The 23,367-nt window shown below is 48.2% G+C and carries 25 protein-coding genes; 9 read left to right on the top strand and 16 right to left on the bottom strand.

Going from position 1 to position 23,367, the window contains the following annotated elements; translation table 11 throughout:
• Positions 1–23 precede the first annotated feature (23 nt).
• The 13 genes from ACMXI2_RS13780 to ACMXI2_RS13840 all read right to left on the bottom strand — a co-directional run bounded on the left by ACMXI2_RS13780 (position 24) and on the right by ACMXI2_RS13840 (position 10,346).
• Positions 24–452, bottom strand: coding sequence for a GPW/gp25 family protein (locus ACMXI2_RS13780; protein ID WP_079472165.1), 429 nt, complete (start codon positions 450–452; stop codon positions 24–26).
• A 14-nt stretch (positions 453–466) separates the two neighbouring features.
• Positions 467–757, bottom strand: coding sequence for a PAAR domain-containing protein (locus tag ACMXI2_RS13785; RefSeq protein ID WP_079472166.1), 291 nt, complete (start codon positions 755–757; stop codon positions 467–469).
• A gap of 53 nt (positions 758–810) precedes the next feature.
• Positions 811–2,586 carry a type VI secretion system tip protein VgrG gene (gene vgrG, locus ACMXI2_RS13790; RefSeq protein ID WP_483782142.1) on the bottom strand — a complete coding sequence of 592 codons (1,776 nt, stop codon included), beginning with the start codon at positions 2,584–2,586 and terminating at the stop codon, positions 811–813.
• Positions 2,583–3,278 (bottom strand): CIS tube protein, encoded by a 696-nt coding sequence (locus ACMXI2_RS13795; protein ID WP_079472168.1) that lies wholly within the window; start codon positions 3,276–3,278, stop codon positions 2,583–2,585. Before ACMXI2_RS13795 ends, vgrG begins: the two co-directional genes overlap by 4 nt.
• Positions 3,275–3,454, bottom strand: coding sequence for a DUF5908 family protein (locus ACMXI2_RS13800; RefSeq protein WP_429048341.1), 180 nt, complete (start codon positions 3,452–3,454; stop codon positions 3,275–3,277). Before ACMXI2_RS13800 ends, ACMXI2_RS13795 begins: the two co-directional genes overlap by 4 nt.
• Positions 3,455–3,457: 3 nt before the next feature.
• Entirely contained in the window at positions 3,458–3,958 is a 501-nt protein-coding gene (locus tag ACMXI2_RS13805) for a phage tail protein (RefSeq protein ID WP_483782143.1), read from the bottom strand.
• 1 nt (position 3,959) lies between these two features.
• On the bottom strand, positions 3,960–4,427 hold the full coding sequence (locus ACMXI2_RS13810; protein WP_079472171.1) for a phage tail protein: 468 nt from the start codon (positions 4,425–4,427) through the stop codon (positions 3,960–3,962).
• 56 nt (positions 4,428–4,483) lie between these two features.
• Entirely contained in the window at positions 4,484–5,395 is a 912-nt protein-coding gene (locus tag ACMXI2_RS13815; protein ID WP_483782144.1) for a hypothetical protein, read from the bottom strand.
• A gap of 49 nt (positions 5,396–5,444) precedes the next feature.
• A complete protein-coding gene (locus ACMXI2_RS13820; protein ID WP_483782145.1) occupies positions 5,445–6,383 on the bottom strand; it encodes a hypothetical protein in 939 nt (312 codons plus the stop codon).
• Positions 6,384–6,419: 36 nt separating this feature from the next.
• Positions 6,420–7,841, bottom strand: coding sequence for a phage tail sheath family protein (locus ACMXI2_RS13825; protein ID WP_483782146.1), 1,422 nt, complete (start codon positions 7,839–7,841; stop codon positions 6,420–6,422).
• Positions 7,842–7,896: 55 nt separating this feature from the next.
• Positions 7,897–9,228, bottom strand: a complete 1,332-nt coding sequence (locus ACMXI2_RS13830) for a hypothetical protein (RefSeq protein WP_483782147.1) — start codon at positions 9,226–9,228, stop codon at positions 7,897–7,899.
• A gap of 7 nt (positions 9,229–9,235) precedes the next feature.
• Entirely contained in the window at positions 9,236–9,808 is a 573-nt protein-coding gene (locus tag ACMXI2_RS13835) for a Pvc16 family protein (RefSeq protein WP_483782148.1), read from the bottom strand.
• A gap of 412 nt (positions 9,809–10,220) precedes the next feature.
• Entirely contained in the window at positions 10,221–10,346 is a 126-nt protein-coding gene (locus ACMXI2_RS13840; RefSeq protein ID WP_483782149.1) for a hypothetical protein, read from the bottom strand.
• A gap of 147 nt (positions 10,347–10,493) precedes the next feature.
• Here ACMXI2_RS13840 and ACMXI2_RS13845 point away from each other — a divergent pair, with 147 nt between their 5' ends.
• Positions 10,494–11,894 carry a DUF1254 domain-containing protein gene (locus tag ACMXI2_RS13845; protein WP_483782150.1) on the top strand — a complete coding sequence of 467 codons (1,401 nt, stop codon included), beginning with the start codon at positions 10,494–10,496 and terminating at the stop codon, positions 11,892–11,894.
• A gap of 56 nt (positions 11,895–11,950) precedes the next feature.
• Here the strand turns inward: ACMXI2_RS13845 and ACMXI2_RS13850 are convergent, their stop codons facing one another.
• Positions 11,951–12,550 (bottom strand): FMN-dependent NADH-azoreductase, encoded by a 600-nt coding sequence (locus tag ACMXI2_RS13850; protein WP_483782151.1) that lies wholly within the window; start codon positions 12,548–12,550, stop codon positions 11,951–11,953.
• Between the two features lie 332 nt (positions 12,551–12,882).
• Between ACMXI2_RS13850 and ACMXI2_RS13855 the strand changes: the two genes are divergently transcribed.
• The 3 genes from ACMXI2_RS13855 (at position 12,883) to ACMXI2_RS13865 (ending at position 14,629) form a co-directional block, all read left to right on the top strand.
• A complete protein-coding gene (locus ACMXI2_RS13855; protein WP_483782152.1) occupies positions 12,883–13,563 on the top strand; it encodes a hypothetical protein in 681 nt (226 codons plus the stop codon).
• A 133-nt stretch (positions 13,564–13,696) separates the two neighbouring features.
• Entirely contained in the window at positions 13,697–14,014 is a 318-nt protein-coding gene (locus tag ACMXI2_RS13860) for an ArsR/SmtB family transcription factor (RefSeq protein WP_483782153.1), read from the top strand.
• Between the two features lie 93 nt (positions 14,015–14,107).
• Positions 14,108–14,629, top strand: coding sequence for an SRPBCC family protein (locus ACMXI2_RS13865; RefSeq protein ID WP_483782154.1), 522 nt, complete (start codon positions 14,108–14,110; stop codon positions 14,627–14,629).
• A gap of 35 nt (positions 14,630–14,664) precedes the next feature.
• Here the strand turns inward: ACMXI2_RS13865 and ACMXI2_RS13870 are convergent, their stop codons facing one another.
• A complete protein-coding gene (locus ACMXI2_RS13870) occupies positions 14,665–15,939 on the bottom strand; it encodes a hypothetical protein (protein WP_483782155.1) in 1,275 nt (424 codons plus the stop codon).
• A gap of 87 nt (positions 15,940–16,026) precedes the next feature.
• Here ACMXI2_RS13870 and ACMXI2_RS13875 point away from each other — a divergent pair, with 87 nt between their 5' ends.
• Positions 16,027–16,452, top strand: a complete 426-nt coding sequence (locus ACMXI2_RS13875; RefSeq protein WP_483782156.1) for an acyl-CoA thioesterase — start codon at positions 16,027–16,029, stop codon at positions 16,450–16,452.
• A gap of 115 nt (positions 16,453–16,567) precedes the next feature.
• On the top strand, positions 16,568–18,853 hold the full coding sequence (locus ACMXI2_RS13880; protein ID WP_483782157.1) for a glycosyl hydrolase family 95 catalytic domain-containing protein: 2,286 nt from the start codon (positions 16,568–16,570) through the stop codon (positions 18,851–18,853).
• A 42-nt stretch (positions 18,854–18,895) separates the two neighbouring features.
• On the opposite strand, the gene ACMXI2_RS13885 is transcribed toward ACMXI2_RS13880, so the two are convergent.
• Entirely contained in the window at positions 18,896–19,636 is a 741-nt protein-coding gene (locus ACMXI2_RS13885; RefSeq protein WP_483782158.1) for a peptidase associated/transthyretin-like domain-containing protein, read from the bottom strand.
• Between the two features lie 230 nt (positions 19,637–19,866).
• Between ACMXI2_RS13885 and ACMXI2_RS13890 the strand changes: the two genes are divergently transcribed.
• The 3 genes from ACMXI2_RS13890 (at position 19,867) to ACMXI2_RS13900 (ending at position 23,315) form a co-directional block, all read left to right on the top strand.
• Positions 19,867–21,057, top strand: coding sequence for an ankyrin repeat domain-containing protein (locus ACMXI2_RS13890; protein ID WP_483782159.1), 1,191 nt, complete (start codon positions 19,867–19,869; stop codon positions 21,055–21,057).
• A gap of 4 nt (positions 21,058–21,061) precedes the next feature.
• A complete protein-coding gene (locus ACMXI2_RS13895) occupies positions 21,062–22,402 on the top strand; it encodes an ankyrin repeat domain-containing protein (protein ID WP_483782160.1) in 1,341 nt (446 codons plus the stop codon).
• A 115-nt stretch (positions 22,403–22,517) separates the two neighbouring features.
• Positions 22,518–23,315, top strand: a complete 798-nt coding sequence (locus ACMXI2_RS13900; RefSeq protein ID WP_483782161.1) for an SDR family oxidoreductase — start codon at positions 22,518–22,520, stop codon at positions 23,313–23,315.
• Positions 23,316–23,367 lie beyond the last annotated feature (52 nt).

Genomic DNA, 23,367 nt, shown 5'->3' on the forward strand with positions numbered 1-23,367 from the left:
TGACCCTGTAGCGGAGGCGCCGGTCAGGGTTTTTGCGCTGCTTCCAGCAAATAGAAATCATACACATAATTGTACCTTGAATTAGTACTGGCAATCGTATAGTCGATAGAGATAGTAAACCTTCCTTCTATCAGGTCGGGGCTATCCATCGCTACCACGCCTACTTCTTCCACTTTGATGCGTGGTTCATAGAAGAGGATGGCATTTTCCACCAGGTCGCGCAGGAAGCCGATCATGGCTGCATTGAGCGGTTCAAAAATATAGTCCTGCAGATCGCATCCGTAGCGGGGTTGCATCACTCTTTCTCCCAAACTGGTAGACAGCAGGATGTCCAGGCTTTCTTTGATATCGGCTTCATTACTCACCAGTTCCACTGCTCCGCTTTGCAGATCAAATGTTGGCGGGAATTTCCAGCCGGTACCGAGGAATGAACGGGGATCATTTTGTAACATGTGTCTGATATTTTTTATCCGCCAATAATTACTGTGGGGGCTCCCATCACAATTACGCCGCCGTGTGCGGTGAGGTCGCCCATTCTTGCGGCGGGCCGCCCTCCTATCATCACGGTGGCAGATCCTTTCACGATAGCATCGGGCGGACCTACGCAGGTGCAGATATCACCGGTTACGGCTGCCGGGATACCGGCAATCATCACCGTGGGTACGCCCGGCCCTACCACCGGGCCCCCTACATGAGGTACCGGCCCTGAAAACAGGGGGCAGGTGTGAAAGTCGCTGATGCGTGCTGCAGGAGGCATGAGATTAACAATTTAAGTGACCGGCAATCGTTGTTCATTTTGGGGTTTGCCGGCTAGTTTATTTTTACTAAAGAACCTGTTATTTCAGTGATACCCTGTGAAGATAATTTTGCGATCGCTCCTTTCAGCTCTACTGCGCCATCTGCTGCTGCGGATATACTGGCGCCTCCTATGGACAAGGCCGCGCCGGCCGACAGCACCAGGTTTACGCCTGCTTTCAACTCCACGTTCATAGGGCTTTCCAGCTTGATACCGGAAGTATCCATCGTTACCGTGTTGCTGTTCTGGTCTTTCAGTTTAATGCTGGTGGACGCTTCATCGATCGTAATACTGTTTCCTGCGGGGGTATCTATCGTGATTGTTTTCGTATTGTCGTTGAAGTGAATACGCATGCCGCTCCTGGTCACAAATCCTTTTTCGTCATTGGCGTCCTGCGCATTGATGGGGGCCGGCTTTGCGCTGCTATTGAGCATTCCCAGCACAATGGCATCGCGGGGGTCATCGTTGATAAAACCCACGATCACTTCGTCGTCTATTTCCGGGCGGAAAAAAGCGCCGCGGTTATTCCCTGCATCCAAACTGGCTACTCTCACCCAGATGCCGCGCGCCGCGTTATCTATCACCGGGATCTTTACCAGGATGCGGTGTTCGCCGTCGGGATCATTCTGCAACTGCACCACCTTACCGATCTGCAGGCCGTGGATAGCGGGCAGCAATCCTGCTGCGGGAATATCTGAAATATCCTTATAGGCTTCTGCGAGCCAGTCGGGTTCCATCCCGAACTGGATATGCGTATCCCAGCTGCCGTGCGCTACTTCATGCCGCACACCGGTTACAAAAGCATTGCCGTTATACCGGTTGCCGATGCCCTGGAGCGTAACCATATCGCCGGGCGATACGCCGGAGAAGCCGAGGAACTTTGCCCTGCCGCGGATCTTTGCCAGCCTGCTTTTGAGCATGGCGGCATTGGTGAGCTGCTGCAGCTCTTCTGCTGCGCGGCGGCCGCTGTGTGCCAGTTCATAGTGTTGTAAACCGATTACACCCGCTAATGTGCTGCCGGAAACATTGCCCTGCTCCGTATAATCGGCTGAAGAGGTTTCTGCCTCGTATAACTGCTGACCCGTGTAATCCCAGGCGCTGGCGTGTACAGAACTCCACTGATAACGGGCGTCCATTTCAGCTTCCAGTTCCATCAGGGAAGCGCCGTAAGTGAGCTGTAATACCGCCGATGCCGTGGTATCCGGTTTCTTTACCTTTACCTTTCCCTGGTCGGCGATCACCAGTTTACCGTTGGCTTCTGCACGAAGCAGGAGGAAGTCCCAGTCGGTGCTGTGATGTTGTACCAGTTCTTTGTGCTGTACCGTGGTGGCTTCCACCTCTGCACTTAAACTGCTGTAGCCCCTGATGAGCTGTTCAATTACCTCGCTGTCCTTTACTTTTTCATAATACCGGCTATGCCTGCCGATGGCCATTTTCACGGTTTCATCGCGGCATTCCACCGTGAGCACCGGGTTGCCATCCTGGCGGAATTTGATGCCCTGGTGTACGATTACGCCTTTGAATAATACTTTGTTGGAGCCATCACGACCGATCTTGATGGTGAGTTTTGTACCGGGCAGGAGATCGCTGGTATTGCTGATAGCGAAATCCTGGTCGGCGGCGGCGCCGTCGCGTAACACGATCTTTGCCACCGGGATTTTATTCACCACCTGTGTAAGTGTAAGCGACAGCACCTCGTACACAGGATTCAACGGCTCTGTACCGTTCAACAGGATGTTGTAACTCGCTACATCATGTGCTGAAGTATTGGGTATTCCTGTTTCGTTCATGATACTTCGCTTTTATCGAATGGAGGGAAATAGATCTCTTTGCCAACCGGTACTCTTTTGAAAGAGGTGAGGTTATTTTGCCGGGCTACCTGTAACATGTATTTGGGTTCCTGGTAGATCTTGAAACTGAAAAGATCCAGCCGGTCGCCCTGTTTAAAAACGCGGTGGTGTGTAAGATCAGGCGATGCTTTGCTTTGCTCCCTTTCATTGGCTTCCCTTGCGCGGTAGTTGAGAAAGGTAGCGCTGACCTTTACCCGGAGCGGGCTTCCGTCTGCATTAAACAGCACATAGTTCAGGTCCAGGTTCGACATTACGCAGGGGAATGCGATCTGCTTTCCCCAGAACACTTTCAGAAAACGTGGCCGGTGTGTTTCCCCATCCATGTAGTACACGGTATCCAACAGCAGCTTTACCTGCGCCTGTACGTCCATACCGGGATAACCGTATCCTTCTATGGTGTTGGTACCGTCGAGTACAAAGTCGAGCTTCAGTTCTTCCGGGATGGTAGAAATAAAACGCGCTTCTGTTTTCTGGCTGCCTGGCTCACGGCGGATGTCATAGTCAACTTTCAGCGACCGGGTATAAGTTTCCGCATTTACCGGGATGGTAAATTTGTGGTTCTTATCCAGTTGCTGCTGCAACCTGTCAGAATACGTGAGGATGTAGATCTTTTCCACTTTTGCGTCTGTCATCGTTCATTTTTTTCTTTCAATGCCTGTAATACTTTTTCCACGCACAATGCGATCATTGCTTCTGTTGCATGGCTGCCATCGCCGGCGGCTGTTGTATTGCTGCCGGCAGATCCGCCGGAGGCGTTATCCGGCGCTACTTCAGCTTTGATGATCAGTTCACGGATTTCTATGGGCATGACTCAGCTGTTTTTAAATTCAAACCGGTTATAGTTCAGTTCCAGTGTTTCTATCAGCACTTCACTGCGTTCTGCGTGCAACTCCGCCAGCTTCCAGCTGCGGGGCCATACCCAGGCGAGGTTCCAGTACATGAGGATGTTATGGTCCTCATCCAGCAGCGCCACCTTTACCAGCTGCAAAGGCTTGATCTGCTGGTCTTCCAGCGCCTTTCGGCACCAGGACGACAAAGAAGAATCAGCCGGCCGGAGCAATCCCCTTTTAAGTATCAGCGGCGAGTAAGTACGCCGTACGGGGATGTTGTGCTCAAACCTGTTCTCCCCGCCTTCCTTTACCTGCTCGGTACCGATGCTGGCTTCCAGACCGGTAACGCTCTGAAAGCGGATATCGAGATCCGAGCCGGAATCTTTGCCACCGCTGTTTTTGGGTAATCCAAAAAAGGTGACAGAGAAATGGAAGCCTACCGTTTGCCAGAAGTTATCGGGCTTTATCACTGCTTGTGCCATGTTAATCGACGTTCATGATCTCCAGCCCTTCGTGTACCAGTTCCATTGTTTCAATGGCTACTTCATTGGCATCTGCTTTCAGATCAGTGGAGGTTATTTTGGAAGGCCATGCGTTCAGTACTTTCCAGGTGATCACCGGCTCATGGCTTTCATTGAGCAGCTTGATGGTTACATCGCGGCGGTATTTGCTGCCGGCTTTGTTACCTTCCTGGAAGTAGTATGTTTCGCGCCAGGCTTTATAGAAGTCGTAGTCGCCTTCAAATATGCCGCGTTTCAGAGTGATGTTGGCATATTTGGTAAGCCCTGGCTGTTTACTTTTATTGTATTTCTTGCTGTTACCTTCCCGGTATTCGATCACTTCTGTTTCAAAGTCGAGGCCGGAAACTTCTGTAAATCCCAGTCGTACATCTTTCCCCCATTCTACCAGGAAATGAAATTTGGGTAACGGGTATGTTCCTTTTGCGGGCATATCTTTAAATTTAAAAGATGATAAAAATTTGAACAATGCTTAATGGTCAGGCGCCACTATTTACAGGCTTTGGCGTCCTGGGCCTGTTTGATAGCTTTGGTAAGACTATCAGTACATGCCTGCAGGCGGTTTGCTTCCTGGCTTACTTTATCGTATTCCGGTTTAATGGCCGCCAGCCGGGTATCGGCATTGGTGAGGTGCTTTTCGGTAAGCGTATAGTAATGATCATTTTTGAGCGGGAATACAGGGCATACCAGTTTATCGGTGCAGCATATTTCCATGTCATCTTCCCCGGATTTGATACCGCCATTGGCAGTATTACCGTTGCCGGTGGGATTAAAGATGCAGCCGATACCGGCAATGGCCGATTTAATGCCATAGTCCTTTTCGCAGATGGTTTCATCCAGGATGGTAGCAGCTTTCAGGGCAATCACGATATTATTGAAAATATCATTGCCGATGGTGATCACGTCCTGGAGTTTTTTGCCATAGTCCACCCAGGCATCGGTGATACCGCCTTTCTTCAGCACCTGGTCGTTGGAGCAGTCGATGGCTTTGGAAATATTATTGTAGCAGGCGGCCACTTCATCCACTTTTGTATATAACTCTTTGGTCATGCAGAAGAGAATTTCAATAGCTGTTACAGAGAAACCGGTGCTTTTACAGAGTTTTTCCAGGATGTCCAGCACTACTTTTACTTTGCTGGTGATGGCGTCTGCTTTCTCGGCGCTTTTCTGTACGTTATCGAAGTAGAGTTTTACTTTATTGCGCCAGTCGAGCGCGCGGGCCAGCTCTTCTTTTTTCTTGGCTGCTTCGGCTGCTTTCTGCTGATACAGGCTGCCTTTTGCTTTCAGTTCTTTTTTCCAGTCGTCCACGCAGCCGCACTCCGTTTCGTTGCCGCCGGGAATGGTGGCGCAGCAGGAGTCTTCACTTTCTATAAAGGGGTCATACACTTTATCGCAATTCATGGTGAGTATTTTTTGTGATCAGGAATATTTATTTTCTGCCGGACGGGAATCAGTCATCACAGAGTCCGCCGTTGCCGTTGTTGCAGTAATTACCCTGTGCCTGTTCGCAGATGGATTTGATAGTGGGCAAATCGCCGCAGGGCAGTGTGCAAAGGAATTCGCGGATATCGTCAATTCCCTGTGTCTGTGTTCTGGCAGACCAGAGTGTTTCGCGGATCGTTACCTTCTGGATCTTTGCATCGCCCAGTTCGCCGTAGGTTTTCTTCTGATCGTCCTCTCCTGTTTTGATATTCTGCAATACATCATCGCGGAAGATTTTAATGGCGTCTGCGAGATCTTTATGCAGGGCGATCACGTTTTCCAGGCTGGTAAACGACTGTATGCCGGAAACGTCGCCGATGGCGCAGTGCAGCTTGTTGATACTAACGGTTTCGCCATCGCCGCAACCGCCTTCAGAGGCGTACATTTCCTGTGAGCCGTCCACGATGTTATCGAAGCAGGTTTTGAAATCTTTGCTGCCGGCTTTTAGTTTACCCAGTGCGGCGCGCTGTGCTTTATTGCAGTTGTCTTCTGCTTTGTTGTTCAGCTTATGGGCTGCTTCACTCAGCAGGGCAAACTTCTGTTTGGCGTCCTGGATGTTTTTGGCAACGATAGCGAGAGCGGCGGCCACGGCTTTGTTCACGTCGTTTGCCTTGCTCAGTTTGTCTTTTATCAGGTCCGCATCTTTCTGGGCGGGTAATGTAGCGCACAGGTCGATGGAGCGGTAGAAGCGCCAGGTTTCTTCTGCTTTGATGAAGAAACACTGTTTGTATTTGTACACCGGTTTATAACCTTTGTACTCGCCTTCCCGCATACGCAATACATTCAGCGAATCTGAGAAGGCGCTGCAGATTCCGCGTTTGTTGTTATCGATGTATTGCTGCGTTTTATTGGTGGAGTCACCGCAGCCATTGCTGGCCGATGATTGGGTGGGGTTCATTGCGTTCATACAGTATTCAGTTTATTTGGTCTGAATGTAAAAGGATTAAGATTCCTGCAGCATTTTGTGGCTGAAGCGCAGGATGATGAATTCTGCAGGGCGTACCACTGCCATTCCAATCTCCACGATCATACGTCCTTCCCATACATCCAGCTCCGTCATGGTTTCGCCAAGTCCAACTTTTACAAAATAGGCTTCCCTGGTGGTAGTGCCCATTAGTGCGCCGGCCTTCCATTGCTGCGTGAGGTAGTTTTCTATCATAGATTTCACGCGTACCCAGGTATTCAGGTCGTTTGGCTCAAACACAAACTGCTGGGTGGCATTCTTCACGGATTCTTCTACCATGTTGAAGAAACGGCGAACAGAGATGTAACGCCATTCGTTGTCGTTACCTGCCAGTGTGCGGGCGCCCCAGATGATAGCCGGACCTCGGCCGGGGAAGAACCGGATCACGTTGACGGATTTACCATCGCGTACATCCACGTTGAGATCGTCCTGTTCGCGTTTGGTAACAATCACTTCAGGGCTTACAGCGTAATCAATGCCGATGTTGGCGGGCGCTTTCCATACGCCGCGGCTGTTATCTGTTTCAGCATATTTGCCCACTACCGCGGCGGAAGAAGGCAGCAGCATTCTTATCTGTGTAATAGCATTTAATGCCTGGTAATAAAACGCGTTGTTGATACCTTTCAATGCAGAGAGGGTACCGTTAAGAGAGCCATCGCCACCGGTTTGCACCACTTGTACAGTCGCTTCATCGTATGCATAGGCGAGCTGGGTATTTACCCGCGGAAAATAAACGGCGCCATATTTTTTGGTTTCTATCTCCCCAAAACCGGCATCTCTGAACAGGGTAACGTTATGATCAATGATGCTTTCAGCGGGGCCTATGGCGGGGTCCATCCATATATCAAAAACGGTAAAGCGGTCTTTCAGCAGGCTGCACTGATCCAGTGCTGATTTGTGCAGCGTGTAATAAGAAGCTGCATCCGTGAGGTTGATGGCATCCGGGAAAAGGAGGAGCGTTACCTCATCGATCTTTTCTACGGCGTTCAGTCCGTCGGTGAGCGTAGAAAGCGAGATCACGCCACCGGTGCTATAATCACCTGTAGAAACGATGTAGCATGGGCCGCCGCCATTGTTGAAAAACATCTGCAGCTGGTATGCCATCAGGTATTTGGTTGCTTTTAACGGATCTATCACTGCTTTGATCACTGCCTGTGGCTGGGAGCTGTCGATGTTCACCGTAATGCTTTCTTCTTCCTGCTGCGGGCCGCCGAAGATGCGGTTATAGTCGAGCATAGAAGTGATACGTGTGGGAACCATCACCAGATCGCCTGGCACTTTGTTCTGAGCAGATTCCGTATAGCCGATGAACGCCGGAATAGCTGTTTCAACAGAGGCTATGGAGGGGGGAAATTTTACGATCTCCTCGATGTAGACGCCGGGAGTTTTATATTCTGCCATATGTTTGGGGTTTTAACTGTTTTTAATTGTTGTTTGAATAGATCATACGCTGAACTTAAGGCCCTTGCGGAAATATTTTTGAGAGCAGCACTACCACATCTGCGTACAGCCGCTGATCGGCATCACTGGTAATGGAGAGTCCACGTGGATTTGGTAACAGTTGTTCGTAATTAGTGATATTGTTTTCTGTAACGGGGAACAACCGGTTATTAAAAGAAAACGGCCAGGGCTCTTTGGTGGTGCGAGCCCCGTTGCCGTCTGCTACGGAGAGCAGTGTGTTGGCATGGTTACTGAACACCAGTGTTTGCCCGTGTTGGGGTGAATAGCGCCAATAGGAATTCCTGCTTCTGAAACGCAATTCATAAATCGTGTGCGGGATTTTTGTACCGTTCTGTTGCAGTTTTGTTTTGAGGGCGCCGTCGGCATCCAGCATGGCAAAGTCGCCACCGGCTGTATTTACGCGGAGGTCCACCACACCGATATTGCCCGCCCTGTACATTTCGTTGCGGCTTACATACACCAGGTGTTGCGCGCTGAAGTTGTTATCGCCGGTTACTTTGAGGTTATACCAGCCGTCACCGGGCAGGGTTTTATCCGGCAGCGGCCCGGAGAAGTCCAGTTTTACCTGTGATAAAATACTGGTAGCAGTAAAGGACTGTTGTAAAGTCGTACTGCCTGCAATACTTTCCAGCACAGCGGTTCCGGCGGTCACTGGTGTGGTGGGCGGAAAGAAATACTGGAAAGAGAACGGCAGTAACGACCGGTCGCCTTCATGTACAAAACCGTTGCCTTTGATCTTACGCCACTGCGAAGGATCGTTGGCGGGCGTACCGGGTTTGTTGAGATATTCCGATACATCGGCGCCTACTTTAGCCAGTTCTCCCTGTTCATATTGCCGGGTATTATCATTTACGGGCACCGGAACAGAAAGCGATGGAAATGTTTTTGTGTTACCGGTGTTGTCGTTGGAGAAATAATACTGCGCTGGTAATGCGCGGCGCATCCGCATGCTGGTAAAGGCCAGTGCGCCTGCATTCCGTGGTACAATCGCAAACCGGAAGGCGGTATCCGGCGGGATCTGCACAAAAGGAGTGTACGCGAGGGTGGCGCCCTGCATTACCTTCTTTACTTCTATGGCTCCTTTGAAACCTGTAGCAGTAGGCAGTAACCGGAGGTGATAGTTTTTCATCAGCACAGCGGTGGCCGGCAATGGTTGAATGTCCCAGTCGCGGAGGAGCCGGTACTGGTCCTGCCGCAGCTTTTCCATCAGGAAATCTGCACGTTGCTGATCGGTTGTCTGCTCAAAAAAGGAAATCCCTTTACTGTTTTGCAGATAATATTCGTGCAGCAACTGCACTTCAAACAATATCTTGTAAATAACAGACATAAAAACTTTAAGAAGTAGGGTGTTGTGTGTCTTCGATTTCCTCTATCAGCGGTACTACTCTGAGTACAGCGTTTTCCGTGATAGCAACGAGTCGTACCTTATACATCACAAAGGGGACCTGGCGTCCGCCGAGTGATGCCCACAGGTGGTTAATCTGTTCAAATGTAAGTGTGTACAATTCCAGGGTGAGATCCAGCGAGCCGTCGGCATTCCTGAAAGTTTTCTGTGCCTGGAAAAAACTGATCACAGCCGATAGCCGGTGCAGTGCTTCTTCATAGTAGTCGTGTGTGGCGTCTCCAAAAAGCACGGCAGTGAATAGTACGTACAGGTTGAGGTATACCGGCGGATGCTGGTACCGGGCGCGGTTATCCGGCCAGGTGGTATACGCTTTGCTGTTTTTAAGCGTACTCTCCTCTTCCACATTTACAAGGGAGATAATAACATTACCATTGAAGTTATTGGCATGCGTTGTTTCCAGCAAACCAATGTTTTCAACGATCACACTATTGGCAGGGAATCCTCTGAGCGCAAAGAATGCCTGCAAATGATCACGTATCAATGTAAGCGCGTTACTTATCACGAATGACGAGGGGATTTGGGGTTCAGTAAATTTGGGGTTCAATTACCTGTCTCTTCTATGTCTTTCAAAACGTTCTTGTTAACTAAGTTAAAGAACATTTTTTAATTCGGAAATAAATATTTTTTTAAGATGTAATTTTCGTACAACTGTATTTTACATCAGTACATCACAGAACACAATACCAGCAAGCATCTTCAGTACATCTTCTGAAATTATCCTTTTTTAAAAATCATCCTGCGGAAAATACGCTATCAACATACCGGTAAACTACATTTACCATTCTTCATAAACAATCCACCATTAAGCATTACAGGTATTCAATCTATTCATTGAAATTTCAGGTAAGTTATGATTCCTATCTACCACATTCTACGTATAAGTACGTAATTTTCATATAACATAAATTCTTGCCTTAAAAATTTCCGGTATTGGTATTGATCAGGCTGCCTTTGTTCACCGCCGGCTTCTTCCATTTACGGAAAGCCAGCGATACTTTTCCCGAACTGATTCCTTCCAGGTATCCCTGCTTAAACAGCATGCGGTGAATTTTAAATAAATTTACTTCAATCAAACCAAAATACCTCTCCGGGTGTTACTGGTTATATCCTTTTTATACTCCTTCGCATAAATACGCAATCCTCATCACCAGTCATTTTTATTTTTTAATGTAAAAAAATATAAAGATATGAGATTGCTATATTCTATCCTGTTATCAACGCTATTGATCATGAGCGCCTGTGTACAACAAGCCGGAAAAAATAACGGTGGCGGCAACCAGCTCACGGAAGACTCTGCCAGGGCCATTGCACATGATGCCTGGATTTATGCATTTCCGATGTCTACCAATTACCGGACAATGTATCTCTATGCAATGGATAAAAGTTACCCGGACTATATCGGCGGATTTAATATGTTCAGGAACTATGCGAAAAGTTTTACCTACAGCGATACAGCCGTAGTTACGCCGAATAACGACACGCCTTACTCCTGGGCCATTCTTGATCTGAGCGATGAACCTATGATCATAGAAGTACCGGCTGTTACAGACAAAAGGTATTACGCATTACAACTGGTAGACCTGTATACGTTCAACTTCGGTTATATTGGCAGCAGAACCACTGGCGACGGGGCCGGCAGATATTTAATAACAGGCCCGGGGCAGCAACCAGATAAGCCGGAAGGCATCAGCGGCGTTATTTCTTCTGAAACAAGTCTTGTTACCTTACTCGGAAGAACAGAACTCAAAATGGCGCCTAATGATATTGCCAACGTAAAAAAAATACAGGATGGATTTAAGATTATCCCGCTGCATGAATACACCAAACAACCGGCGCCACCTGCGAAGAAATATGGGCTACCGATGCCCGTGTACAATTCGGTTGCAATGGGTTCTTATGCATTTATCGGATTGCTGAATAACCTGCTCCAGTATACCGCGCCTGTTCCGGAAGAAAAAGAAGTGCTGGAAAGATTTGCCAGGATTGGCGTACAGGCAGGTAAGCCATTCGACAGCGTTGCCTTCTCTCCTGCTATACTGGCGGCTATAAATGAAGGGGTAAAAAGTGCAGCGAAAGAGGTCGAAGAAGGTTCCAATAAAATCACCGATGCCTCCGATCTGTTCGGCACCAGGAATATGTTAAAGGGGGATTATTTCAAACGGGCATTGGGCGCCGCGGGAGGTTTATTTGGCAATACTAAAGAGGAAGCTGTTTATATCGGCAACAGGTCAGACAAAGCCGGTAACTTCCTCGAAGGAAAAAATAATTATACCTTACGCTTTCCGAAAGGCGAAACACCTCCCAGTAAATATTTCTGGAGTGTTACGCTGTATGAATTACCCAGCCGTTTCCTTGTAAAAAACCCGATCAACAGGTACTCCATCGGCGACCGTACCGCGGGCCTCAAATATGAACCCAACGGGGATCTCACGTTGTACCTGCAACATGAAGCGCCTTCAAAAGATAAAGTATCCAACTGGCTGCCAACACCCACCGGCTCATTTTATTACATCATCAGAATTTATGGTCCAGAGCATGCGCTGCTGAATGGCGAATGGAAAGCACCGCAACCCGAATTAACTAAATAAAATAATGCGACCGGCAGATGGAATAACTGCCGGCCGCATTTTTTATTGGTTTGTTATCAGACAACTACACTTTCCAATCCTTTCTGCAAAGCTGTTGCGCCGAACTCCGGCGAACTTAGGCCTTCCACACGGAAGGTGGTAACGTCGTGCAGACCAATAAATCCAAATATCCATTTCAGATAAGGTGCTGCATAATCCATTGCTTTCAACGGACCTTCAGAAAAAACGCCGCCGGATGCAATGGCCAGGTATACTTTTTTATTTTTTAATAACCCTTCGGGATGACCGCCACCATAGCTGAATGTTCTGCCGGCGCGTACAACATGATCAATCCAGGCTTTCAGCGCAGAGGGGATGCTAAAATTATAGATAGGTACACCAATCACAATAATGTCGGCAGCTTCCAGTTCCGCGATGGCTTCATCAGAGTGCTGTACAGCCGCTTTATATGCTTCGCTTTCGTTTCCCGGAGGAGCGAAAAACGCAGTGAGATGTGATTCTTCCAGGTGCGGATATTTTTTCTTTACGAGGTCCCGTTGGGTTACTGTGCTGCCGGGGTATTGCGTCTTTAATTTTTCAATGATGGCGCTGCTCAGCTGTGTGCTGTTGGATGCATCGCCCCGGGCGCTCGAAACAATTTCTAATATCTTTTTCATGATTTATTTTTTTTGCTACTGATGATATTGCAAAACTATCCATCTTTGTATTCGATTTACCCGGAGTATGCTAAAGGTTACCACTTACCTTTGGGTTAGCGCAGCCGCCAACAGCAAGAATTTCCGGGGAAGATAGATGCTAACGGCGCCCGTATTTATCACCGGCATAGATCCGTCGCAACCCATGATCAGGATGGCCGCGCAGCGTAACCAGGCATTTATCTCATCCGGCAAGACGGCCTCCTTACCACGGAACTAAAAATACCTGCTTCCGGGTATATAAACATAACCAGGTGCTGGGTACTTTTGCAAGTGGAACCATCATCTTAATTATGAAACGTATACTTACTTTTAGCTTCCTGATTTCCATTGTTTTGTTTTCCTGCAGTAAGGACGAAAAAGCAAAAGGCCCCAGCAATGAAGAAATCCTGACAAAGAAAATTGCGGACATCATTCCGCAAAAATATCTTGACACTTTAAAACTATTGGGACTGGATATTCACCAGGGCGTGAATCCACCCAATGTAGAAGGCCGCTATGAGATCGCACCACATAAACTGGATACCAGTAATATTGTGGGCGACCGCCCCGGAACATATTTCAGAGATGGGTTAGTATCTCTTTCGGAACAGAGTACAACAGATTACAGCATCAACCTTATCGGTAAAAATTTCATCAGCTACGCCGATACCAGCATTGCCACTGCTATTTCCGGCTCCGGTAACAACTTTACGGTATATGGCAAAGTGAAAGCGACAATTGGTACTTACTCCGCTGTATTCGCCCTGGTTTTTACCGGCGCCAAAGAAGGACAAGACCTGAAAAACGTGCGGGTAGCCATTATCAATGTCGATAACAGTCTTGGCGGAACCGGCATTTTTATCAAGGAGGGTACTGGTCGTATAAGCTTTGATGAAGATGGCACTTCACCGAAGGTAGCTGAAAAGGCCGACCCTGAAAGCGGCGGGCGCAGCGCACTTCTGAATACACTGGGGCATTTCCTGCAACAATAAAATAAACACAACTAAAAAATGAAAGGTGGCTTTACCGGCCACCTTTTTTGTGCCCTTACCCTTCGCCGGAAAAAAAATATTTGCTAAACCGAATGGTTATATATACTTTTACTAAACCATTTGGTTTAGTATTATGAAAGCAAGAAGAGATGTGTTCCAGGCCATCGCGGACCCTACGAGGCGCGCTATTATAGGCTTGCTGGCTCAGCAAACGCTTACCCTCAACACGGTAGCGGACAACTTCAACATGAGCCAGCCGGCCATATCAAAACATATGCGCATCCTCACGGAATGCGGACTGGTGATCATCGTAAAACAAGGAAGAGAAAGGCATTGCACCGCCAGTTTTAAAGCATTGAAAGAAGTGGAACAGTGGGCCGCACAATACCGCCGGTTCTGGACCAGCCGGCTGGATAAACTGGAACAACTATTGGACGAACCCGAATCATAGCTGTTTACTCCTTCTAAAATATTACACAATGGCAAGCTTCCAAAAGGTGTAGCTGCACACTAAAATAATTTTCACCCTTCTAAACTAAAGGACATGGAAAAAACAGGACAGATCATCTCTCCCGGCGCCATTCGCTTTGAGCGCAATTTGCCCGGTCCCATTGAAAAAGTATGGGCCTATCTCACCGAATCCGAAAAACGCGGCAAATGGCTTGCCAGCGGGGAAATGGACTTATTTGAAGGAGGCAGTGTTCATCTGCATTTTCTTCACCAGGAGCTTAGCCCGCTTCCGGATAATATTCCTGAAAAATACCGCGACATGAAAGATGGTCATCATTTTACAGGCACGGTATTAAAGGTGGAACCACTACGACTGCTGGTATTCACCTGGGAAGGCGGATCAGAAGTTACGATGGAGTTATCTGAAAAAGATGACCGCGTGCTATTAACGCTTACGCACCGCAACCTGGCCGACGACGTAAAAACCCGCAGCAGCGTGGGCGGTGGATGGCATACACACCTGGATATTTTAATCGCCAACCTCGAAGGCGTAACACCTCCCCCGTTTTGGAACACCCATACCAGGCTGGCCACAATATATGCTGATATGGTGTAGATGGATAGATGAAATCCGTCTGATGCGAATTACATTTACTCCAGTACCAGCCGGATTTCGTTATTCCTTTTCATATCAGTGCTAAGGTTCAGCGTTTTTGATTCTTTCCCAAACCGTATACGCAACTCCGCCGTGTTAGGAGGAATGGAACCCAGGTTATCTGCGGTAAACAATAGTATGTTCTCACCCGGCTGCAGCCGGATAGTAATTTGCTGTATAGCTTTTTTTACAGGGAAGCCGGTAACCACCCACTGGCCGTTCAACCGCAGCGAAATGCTGTCGCCGTCCTGCATCCGGGTATCTTTCAGTTCTAAAATAATATCAGCAGTGCGAACCGGTATAGTGGCTACAGGCACCGCTGTTCTTTTGATCACGTTACTGGTAAGGGTGTCTGTATTATTATCAGCAGAAGAGCGATAAATATTTGCTACCAGGAAGGTGGCCCAGGCATTGGAGCGGTCGCTGAAATCAAATCCATACGGTCTACCGTTAATGGTAGTACGAATACGGCCGGTATTGGGCGGAAGCCCGCCGTAGTTATCTGCAAAAAGAATAAAGTAGTTCCGGCCGGTGTCCAGCCGCGCTTTCAGGTGGCGGTTATGATCATTGATCTGTTCCCTGGCGAAGATCGTGTTGCCGTTGTGGAGAAGCGTAATAGTATCTTCATCATATTTCTCCTGATCTTCTATCTCCAGGGGGATCTCACTGTCTTTCGCCACGATGCTGTCGTAAATACCAAAATAGATCTGGCTCGTTTCCGGGTGCATGATCCGCTGCACGCTGGAATCGGGCAATGGCTTATTCCCGGCCTTTGTCAGTTTAAAATCTCCGCGGTACAGGAAGTCGCGCAGGGCCACTTTGGACTGTTCATAAATTTCGTCGTCGTCATCCAATCCGCGCATCCAGAAGCTGGCTTTGTTAATCCACATGCGGTTCAGCGAAATACTGTTATCCTTGTAATCCATTGTACCATTGAGGTACCACATCCAGATGCCGAGCTTATACGGTGTTTCCTGCAACGGATATTTGTTGCGGCCTATTCCTAACTGTCCGTCGTTTTTCTTTGCCAGCAGCAGTTCATAGATGCCCGTAAACTTTCCGTATTGCAAGGTGATCACCGCCGGGTACAGCACACCCTGCTGTGCCTCGCCAATATGCAGTTGCATGGTGATAGGTGTCTGGTTTCCCCAGGGGTGAAGGGCTGCTTTCCAGATGCCGGTCCATTTATCGGTTTGCGCGCCGGCAGTGTTGAGGATGGCGGTTAACAATACAATGAGTAAAAAGGATTTCAATTTCAATATGGTCATCATTATTTATGATTCACAATTTAATACTATTTTGGGCGGGTAACAGCGCGTTGAATGCGCCGTTGTAAAATAACTAAATTTAAACAGATAATGGAATACACAAAGGAATACGTTGCAAAAGAAGAGCATATCGATGTACAGGATATTATGGATGGGCTGTATTATCCGTTCTACATGGAGTATTGCCGCCACGACTATATCCGGGAAATACTCGGTTTTGATTTTGAGGAACAGGCGAGGAATGGTGTTTATATGGTTTTATCAGGCTATAAGATCCAGTTTTTAAGATCACTGAAGAAGGGAGATCAGTTCACAGTTACCTGTACGTTGTTTGCTGATCCATCCGGCGGGCCGCGACTGCATTTCAGGCAATCTATCCTCCTCAATGGAAAGGTGATGACCAAAGCGGTTTTTACAGGCACCTGTATCCCGGCATCCGGAGGCCGCCCTTATTTACCGGCATCGGTTATGGAGAAAATAGCGGGCGCCCCCGTGATCGACAGTTCAGAAGTGTAAACTTATCATCTGCAGATATAAAAAGCAAAGCGCCCTCATAATAAAGGCGCTTTGCTTTTTTCGTTTAAAGTATTAAATTGTTTGTGCTATAGTATCCTCGTTTTAAACAGAACAGATGAACAAACTCTTTGCGGCACTGTCGCTTTCCCTGCTGGCGTTGACGAGCGCCGGTCAATCTTCCCAACATGACCTGCAATTTAATCAACTGGCTGCCCGTTGGGATGAAGCCATACCACTTGGCAATGGTTTACTGGGTGCGCTGATCTGGCAAAAAGGCGATCACCTGAGACTTTCACTGGACAGGGCCGACCTCTGGGATATGCGCCCCATGAAAGGACTGCATCGCAAAGAATTCAGCTACCAATGGGTGATAGACCAGGTTAATAAAAAAGACTACAAGCCCGTACAACAATACCTGGATGCACCTTACGACCAGGAAGCCGCGCCTTCAAAAATCCCCGGAGGTGCGCTGGAATTTGACACCAGGAACTGGGGCGCCGTACAATCTGTTCATCTTACCCTTTCCAACGCATTATGTGAAGTTACATGGGCCGGTGGCGCACGCATGAAAACTTTTGTAGATGCTGTAAAGCCGCTGGGCTGGTTTCGTTTTGAAAATGTAAACGCTGATTTTGCGCCGCAGCTGCTGGCGCCTCAATACCAGGGCATCGTGAAAAATATAGCGGACCCGGTGGGCGGCGACGACCTGTCCCGGCTTGGTTACAAACAGGGCAGCATCCGGCAAACCGGCAACAGCATTACCTATCAACAGGAAGGCTGGGGCGGATTTAAATATGAAATCAATGTGCGCTGGAAGAAAATAAACGCTACCACCATAGAAGGCGTATGGAGTATTTCTTCACAATATCCAGGTAAACCGGTGAATGAACTGGCCGCAAAGGTAACGGCCAAAGCTGCTGCCAATGATTTCAACAAAGAACTGGCCACGCATAGCAGCTGGTGGCAACGCTTCTGGCATCAATCCGCTATTCATGTACCGGATACCTTACTCGAAAAACAATGGTACCTCGAACAATATAAGTTTGGCGCCGCCGCCAGAAAAAATGCGCCGCCCATTTCCCTCCAGGCTGTGTGGACCGCCGACAACGGCCGCATTGCGCCCTGGAAAGGCGACTACCACCACGATCTCAACACCCAGCTCAGTTACTGGCCCTCCTACAGCGCCAATCACCTCGATGAAGCAATGGGGTATATTAATCACCTCGAAGCCAACAAAGCAAATTACCTGCGCTATACCAAAATGTATTTTGGCGCTGACGGTCTTGCTGTACCAGGCGTTACTACGCTGGATGGCACTGAAATGGGCGGATGGATCCAGTACTCGCTCTCTCCCACCGTTTCGTCCTGGCTGGCCCAACACTACTACCTGCAATGGCGTTACAGCATGGATAAGCAATTCCTGAAAACAAAGGCCTACCCCTGGATAAAAGGCGCCGGGGCCTTCCTGGAAAATATTACCGTTAAAGACAACAACGGGCGCCGAAAACTGAAAATAAGTTCAAGCCCCGAAATAAACGACAATAGCCTGGATGCCTGGTTCCTCCAAAACACCAACTACGACCTGGCGCTGATGAAATTTACTTTCAGCAAAGCCGCAGAACTGGCCACCGTACTTGGATTGAGCAACGAGGCCGCACACTGGAATAAAATACTTTCGGAGTTTGGCGACTTCGCCCTCTCTCCCGGCAATGAACTGATGTTTGCCCCCGGCATGTCGTATAATCAATCGCACCGCCACTTCTCCCACATGATGGCCATTCACCCGCTGGGGCTGATCAAATGGGAAGACGGCGCCAAAGCACAAACGATTATCAAAAACACGATACACCTGGCCGACAGTATCGGGCCAGACTACTGGTGCGGCTACTCCTATGCGTGGATGGGCAATCTCAAAGCACGCGCGAAAGATGGCGCCGGAGCTGCGAAAGACCTTCAAACCTTTGCCCGCGCCTTCTGCTCTGTGAACAGCTTTCACCTGAACGGCGATCAAACCAGATCAGGGCTTTCAAAATTCCAGTACCGTCCTTTTACGCTGGAAGGTAACTTCGCCTTTGCCGCAGGACTACAGGAAATGCTGCTGCAAAGCTATGCCGGCTTTATAGAGATCATGCCCGCCATACCTGCCGCGTGGAACAATGTATCATTTGAGCAATTGCGCGCAGAAGGCGCTTTCCTGGTAAGTGCAAGGAAAGAGGGCAATCAGGTGGATGAAGTAAAGATTGTTGCGGAAAAAGGCGGACAAACCCGCTTAAAGCTGCCGTTTAAAACTTTCTTTGCTGCCAGCAATAAAGGATTTGTAGTAAATAGTTCGGAAGATGGATTCCTTTCTCTCACAGCGGTTCCCGGAGCGGTGCTGGTGCTGAAGAATGGATATGAATAAGATAGTTACAGGGCTACGGCTAACAATGTTAGCTGTAGCCCATTATTGAAAGAGTATATTATTCCTGCGGCTTTTGTTAACCGGATGTTCTATTTCCCATTTTTCGGAAAAATATTTACCACACTCTTTGAGATATTTATAATACAGGTATTCTGTTTCAAAACTCAGCAGCAGTTCATAGCTGGGTCTGTATTCCACCATAAAAACCTCCAGCGCCGGCGATTGCAGCCCCGTGATCTTCTTTACCAGCGCTTTATTAAAACGGTGATCAATGTACTTTTCCCGTTCTTCCCGCTCCAGGAAACGCCTGAAGTTCTCCATCCGCTTAATTTTTTTCATGCTGAAAAGCGCATCCAGGCTAATACCCACGCCCATTCCGCTGCCGCCACTGGTAAGGTACTCCGGCGAATAGTCGAACACTTTGCGGTATTCATTGCGGAACTCCGCGGAATCCTGCCCGTAGCTGCGCGGACGCGCAGCGGATACTTCTACCTCACGTAAAGAATGAATATCTACATGCAGGCTCATGTCGAACGTGCGGTTAACCGGGATCTCTTTTACGGCAAATTTCATAGTGGCTTTCCCCTGGTAGGAGAAACTGATAGAATCACTGGCAGGCAATATAATACTGTAATGACCCGCCGAATCGGTAACAGTGCCGGCCCCGGAGTTACTCTTCACACTTACGCCCGCCATCCCGAAACGGGCCGTACGGTCGTATACAGTGCCGCGGACCCGCACCTGCCCGGCGGATGCCAGGTGAAGCGAGACGAATACTATCAATATAAATATCCTTTGTAAAAATTTGCTCATTTCCATCTCAATCTAAGACAGGATAGAAACATAAGCAAGCATAGCCTCAATTATTAACAATTTTCTATGTTTTAATGATGCGGCTGCCGGATTACCTTCCTGCCGGATATTACCCCCCGCAATGTTTTGCTATTAGCAATCCTATCGTATATTTGGCAGGAAAATTGAGCCAAAGGACCCAAAAAAAGTAAACCAGGCTTATGTACGAAGTAAACCCACTGACAGATGCACTGAAGAGAGGCAACCTGTCAGCAGCAAAAGAACGGATCGATCAAGGTGAAAAATTACCCAAAGACCTGTCATCTTACGACAAAAAACAAATCTATGATACCCTCATCAGGGCAAAAGCCTTTGAACTCATCGATACCCTGGTAAAAGACCGGATCATAGAAACGGATATTTATGAGTATGAAAAATTTGAGGAGACCATCTTCCCCGGCCTGTTCAGATACCTGGGCAATGAGCCGGCAGACCTGGACTTTCTTACTTCCTTCGTTGGAAAACTGGATAATATCAACGATGCCCTCCAGGATAAAACACTGTTAAGTGTTGCCTTTGACAACTCCGCTCCCATTGAACATATTAAAATACTGGTAGCAGCAGGCTGTAATGTCCATTACAAAGATAATTACGATCAAAACTACCTGTATAAGATCGTCCGCGAATATGCGATCAAAGAAGATAAAGGCGTGGCTTACCTGGAATACCTTATCGGCGAAGGATTAGACCCCAATGCAGGAAATATCGTAAAGGAAACACCGCTGCATCTGGCCATCAGTAAATGGCAGGAAAAATATATCGACTTATTCCTGCAAAACGGCGCAGACCTGAATCAACCGGGAAAAGACGGCGAAACAGCTTTCTATGCGGCCATCGTACACCAGGTGTGTAATGCGGAACGGTATGAGAAGCTGGCCGCCTATGCTCCGGTGGATTTCGATATTGCCAACAAAAACGGGGAAACTGTTTTTTGTGGCGCTATGCGTATGCGCAGGCAGGGCTCTCCATCAGAAGTACAGCTTTTGAAAGCATTGATCCGCGATGGCGCCGATATTTACCAGACCTCTCCTTACTATGCAAAAGATAAAGCGGCGCTTGACTGGATCGCGGAACACTCCGCAGATGTTTTACAGGCAGTGCTGGAAACAGGTGCGATAGAAGTAGACCGCCGGGATGACGAAGGCAATACCCTTCTTCATAAAGTGTGTGCCTACAACGTAAACTATGAGCAGGAAGCGGCCAGGCAACTTTACCGCAAGGCAAAACTGCTGATAGAACACGGAGCAGATGTAAATGCCACCAACGATCTTGATCAGCGGCCAATAGACCTTGCCGGTCAGGACAACCTGAAATCAAAAACAGTAGAGTTACTCTTAAAAAATAAAGCGTAGTACCATGTCCATGTCTTTTATTATTGCCTGTGAAAGCGGCAAACGTAAAATAGCAGAAATTTTACTTGCCAACAACGAGGTAGATGTTACCTACACCGATGAGAAAGGAAGGACCGCCCTGCATTACGCTGCACATCACGGTTACCTGGATATTGCAAAGCTGTTGCTGGACGCCGGCGCAGATCTCGACTACGAAGATCATAACGGGGAAACACCTTTTTACTTTTCCTGCCTGCAAAAACAAAAACAAACCGCGCTGTTCCTGCTGGAAAAAGGCGCACGTATTGATATCAACGACCTCCAGGGAAACAGCCTGTTACACCTTACCGCTAAAACCGGTCAGAAGGAACTGATAGAAAAACTCCTGGAAAAAGGCGTTACTGTTGACCCGGAAAACAACCAGGCCGAAACGCCCCTGCTCATTGCCTCCGCCTGGCGCAATAAAGAAGTGGTGCAAACGCTCATTGATCATGGCGCCGATGTGAATACCACCAATAAAACCGGCGACAGCCCGCTTATAGTGGCGGTACGGTCCAAAAACCTGGCAATGGCCGATGCACTGGTTCAAAATAATGCCAATGTAAATCATACCAATCACGCGGGGGAATCCGCACTGCTGATCGCCTGCTATGATACCAACCGGGCGCTGACCAACCTGCTTGTGCAGCACGGCGCTGATGTACTGATCACCTCTAAAAACGGTCTTTCCCCGATCTGGTACGCCTGCGCCAATAATCAAAAAGAGATCGTCACCCTTTTCCTTGATAAGGGCATTGATGTTAATTTCAGTCAGCCGCTCTCCGCAGATACCGCCAGTATGAACAGCTACCTGGATTGGGTGGAAAGCGCTTCCAGTCTTTCTATGGACAGCGCCTTTACCCTCAATCACACCTATAGCTACGGTGGCGAAAGCCTGTTACATGTAGCCGCTAAAAATGGCCATCTCAGCATGGTAAAGCTGTTGCTGGAGCGCGGCGCCAACGTAAATATCCAGGATGAATCAGGGAATACTGCCCTGCATTACGCCGCTTCCAATGGTAAAAAGGATATCGTAAAATACCTGCTGGAACAACACGCAGATGTATCTGTTGTTAATACCAAAGAACAAAAGGCCATTGATTACGCCTCCATAAAAGGCTACAATGAAATTGCCGCCCTGTTGCTCAGTTATAATTCCCCCGAAGCAAAAGTGGTAAAAAACGGGGCGCCTCCGGCCGGAGCGCCTGCCGGGAAAAGCATGGCAGATAAGAAACAGGCTTTACTTGACCTGAAAGAACTGCTCGATGCAGGCATTCTTTCCGCCGCTGAATTTGACGAGGAGAAGGCGAAGATCTTGAAAGGATAATTCCATTCCGGCTACAATAAATACCAAACCGGCTACAGCGTTCAGGCAGCATCTGCACACCTTTGTATTGTTATTACATCATTAAGAATTCATCTTTTTAAAATAACAATACAATATGAAAACAATTTTCATCACGGGTGCTTCAGCCGGATTGGGTAAAGCCACTGCAAAATTATTCCTGTCGAAAGGCTGGCGGGTAATTGCCACCATGCGCTCACCGGAAAAAGAAACGGAACTGAGTCAATCCGAAAATGTAATCCTGTTGCCACTGGATGTTACCAATGCCGGGCAGGTAGAGGCCACCGTGAAAGCAGCCTCGGAGCTGGCCGATATAGATGTGGTATTCAACAACGCCGGATACGGATTGGTGGGCGCACTGGAAGCCAGTACAGAACAACAGATCACCGCACAGATTGACACCAACCTTACCGGTGTGATAAGGGTTACCAAAGCTTTTATTCCTCATTTTAAGAAGAAGGGAAGCGGTTTGTTTATTACCACTACTTCCGTTTTTGGTATCATCTCCAACCCGCTTTCCAGTGTATACAATGCTACCAAATGGGCGCTGGAAGGCTGGAGCGAAAGTATTTCCTATGAACTGGCCCAATTCAATATAGGCATCAAAACAGTGGCGCCGGGTGGTATTAAAAGCAATTATATGAACGTGATGCAGATAGCCGGTCATCAGGATTATGACGCATTGATGAACCGTATGTCTGCCGTATTTTCAGAGGGGATGCTGACTTTCACCGAACCGGGAATAATTGCCGCCACGGTGTATGAAGCCGCCACAGATGGTAAAAACCAGCTAACCTACCTGGCCGGGGAAGATGCGAAAATACTGGTGGATAAAAGGAACCGGGAAGGAGCAGATGGCTACAGGATCAGCATGACCAAACTGATGCAACCCTGACCATTTAATGTTTAACTTTGCAGGACCCCCTGTTCTCCGGGGGCTCCTGTCA

It is taken from the genome of Chitinophaga sp. G7 BAM 1005 (assembly GCF_057126945.1).

Excerpts from the sequence above, each read along its gene's own strand:
- ACMXI2_RS13890 (WP_483782159.1), top strand. The coding sequence starts at position 19,867 with ATGTACGAAGTAAACCCACTGACAGATGCACTGAAGAGAGGCAACCTG.
- ACMXI2_RS13855 (WP_483782152.1), top strand. The coding sequence starts at position 12,883 with ATGAAACGTATACTTACTTTTAGCTTCCTGATTTCCATTGTTTTGTTT.
- ACMXI2_RS13840 (WP_483782149.1), bottom strand. The coding sequence starts at position 10,346 with ATGCTGTTTAAGCAGGGATACCTGGAAGGAATCAGTTCGGGAAAAGTA.
- vgrG (WP_483782142.1), bottom strand. The coding sequence starts at position 2,586 with ATGAACGAAACAGGAATACCCAATACTTCAGCACATGATGTAGCGAGT.
- ACMXI2_RS13875 (WP_483782156.1), top strand. The coding sequence starts at position 16,027 with ATGGAATACACAAAGGAATACGTTGCAAAAGAAGAGCATATCGATGTA.
- ACMXI2_RS13845 (WP_483782150.1), top strand. The coding sequence starts at position 10,494 with ATGAGATTGCTATATTCTATCCTGTTATCAACGCTATTGATCATGAGC.
- ACMXI2_RS13895 (WP_483782160.1), top strand. The coding sequence starts at position 21,062 with ATGTCCATGTCTTTTATTATTGCCTGTGAAAGCGGCAAACGTAAAATA.
- ACMXI2_RS13900 (WP_483782161.1), top strand. The coding sequence starts at position 22,518 with ATGAAAACAATTTTCATCACGGGTGCTTCAGCCGGATTGGGTAAAGCC.
- ACMXI2_RS13805 (WP_483782143.1), bottom strand. The coding sequence starts at position 3,958 with ATGGCACAAGCAGTGATAAAGCCCGATAACTTCTGGCAAACGGTAGGC.
- ACMXI2_RS13785 (WP_079472166.1), bottom strand. The coding sequence starts at position 757 with ATGCCTCCTGCAGCACGCATCAGCGACTTTCACACCTGCCCCCTGTTT.
- ACMXI2_RS13825 (WP_483782146.1), bottom strand. The coding sequence starts at position 7,841 with ATGGCAGAATATAAAACTCCCGGCGTCTACATCGAGGAGATCGTAAAA.
- ACMXI2_RS13850 (WP_483782151.1), bottom strand. The coding sequence starts at position 12,550 with ATGAAAAAGATATTAGAAATTGTTTCGAGCGCCCGGGGCGATGCATCC.
- ACMXI2_RS13870 (WP_483782155.1), bottom strand. The coding sequence starts at position 15,939 with ATGATGACCATATTGAAATTGAAATCCTTTTTACTCATTGTATTGTTA.
- ACMXI2_RS13800 (WP_429048341.1), bottom strand. The coding sequence starts at position 3,454 with ATGCCCATAGAAATCCGTGAACTGATCATCAAAGCTGAAGTAGCGCCG.
- ACMXI2_RS13810 (WP_079472171.1), bottom strand. The coding sequence starts at position 4,427 with ATGCCCGCAAAAGGAACATACCCGTTACCCAAATTTCATTTCCTGGTA.
- ACMXI2_RS13815 (WP_483782144.1), bottom strand. The coding sequence starts at position 5,395 with ATGAATTGCGATAAAGTGTATGACCCCTTTATAGAAAGTGAAGACTCC.
- ACMXI2_RS13865 (WP_483782154.1), top strand. The coding sequence starts at position 14,108 with ATGGAAAAAACAGGACAGATCATCTCTCCCGGCGCCATTCGCTTTGAG.
- ACMXI2_RS13880 (WP_483782157.1), top strand. The coding sequence starts at position 16,568 with ATGAACAAACTCTTTGCGGCACTGTCGCTTTCCCTGCTGGCGTTGACG.
- ACMXI2_RS13830 (WP_483782147.1), bottom strand. The coding sequence starts at position 9,228 with ATGTCTGTTATTTACAAGATATTGTTTGAAGTGCAGTTGCTGCACGAA.
- ACMXI2_RS13820 (WP_483782145.1), bottom strand. The coding sequence starts at position 6,383 with ATGAACGCAATGAACCCCACCCAATCATCGGCCAGCAATGGCTGCGGT.
- ACMXI2_RS13780 (WP_079472165.1), bottom strand. The coding sequence starts at position 452 with ATGTTACAAAATGATCCCCGTTCATTCCTCGGTACCGGCTGGAAATTC.
- ACMXI2_RS13795 (WP_079472168.1), bottom strand. The coding sequence starts at position 3,278 with ATGACAGACGCAAAAGTGGAAAAGATCTACATCCTCACGTATTCTGAC.
- ACMXI2_RS13860 (WP_483782153.1), top strand. The coding sequence starts at position 13,697 with ATGAAAGCAAGAAGAGATGTGTTCCAGGCCATCGCGGACCCTACGAGG.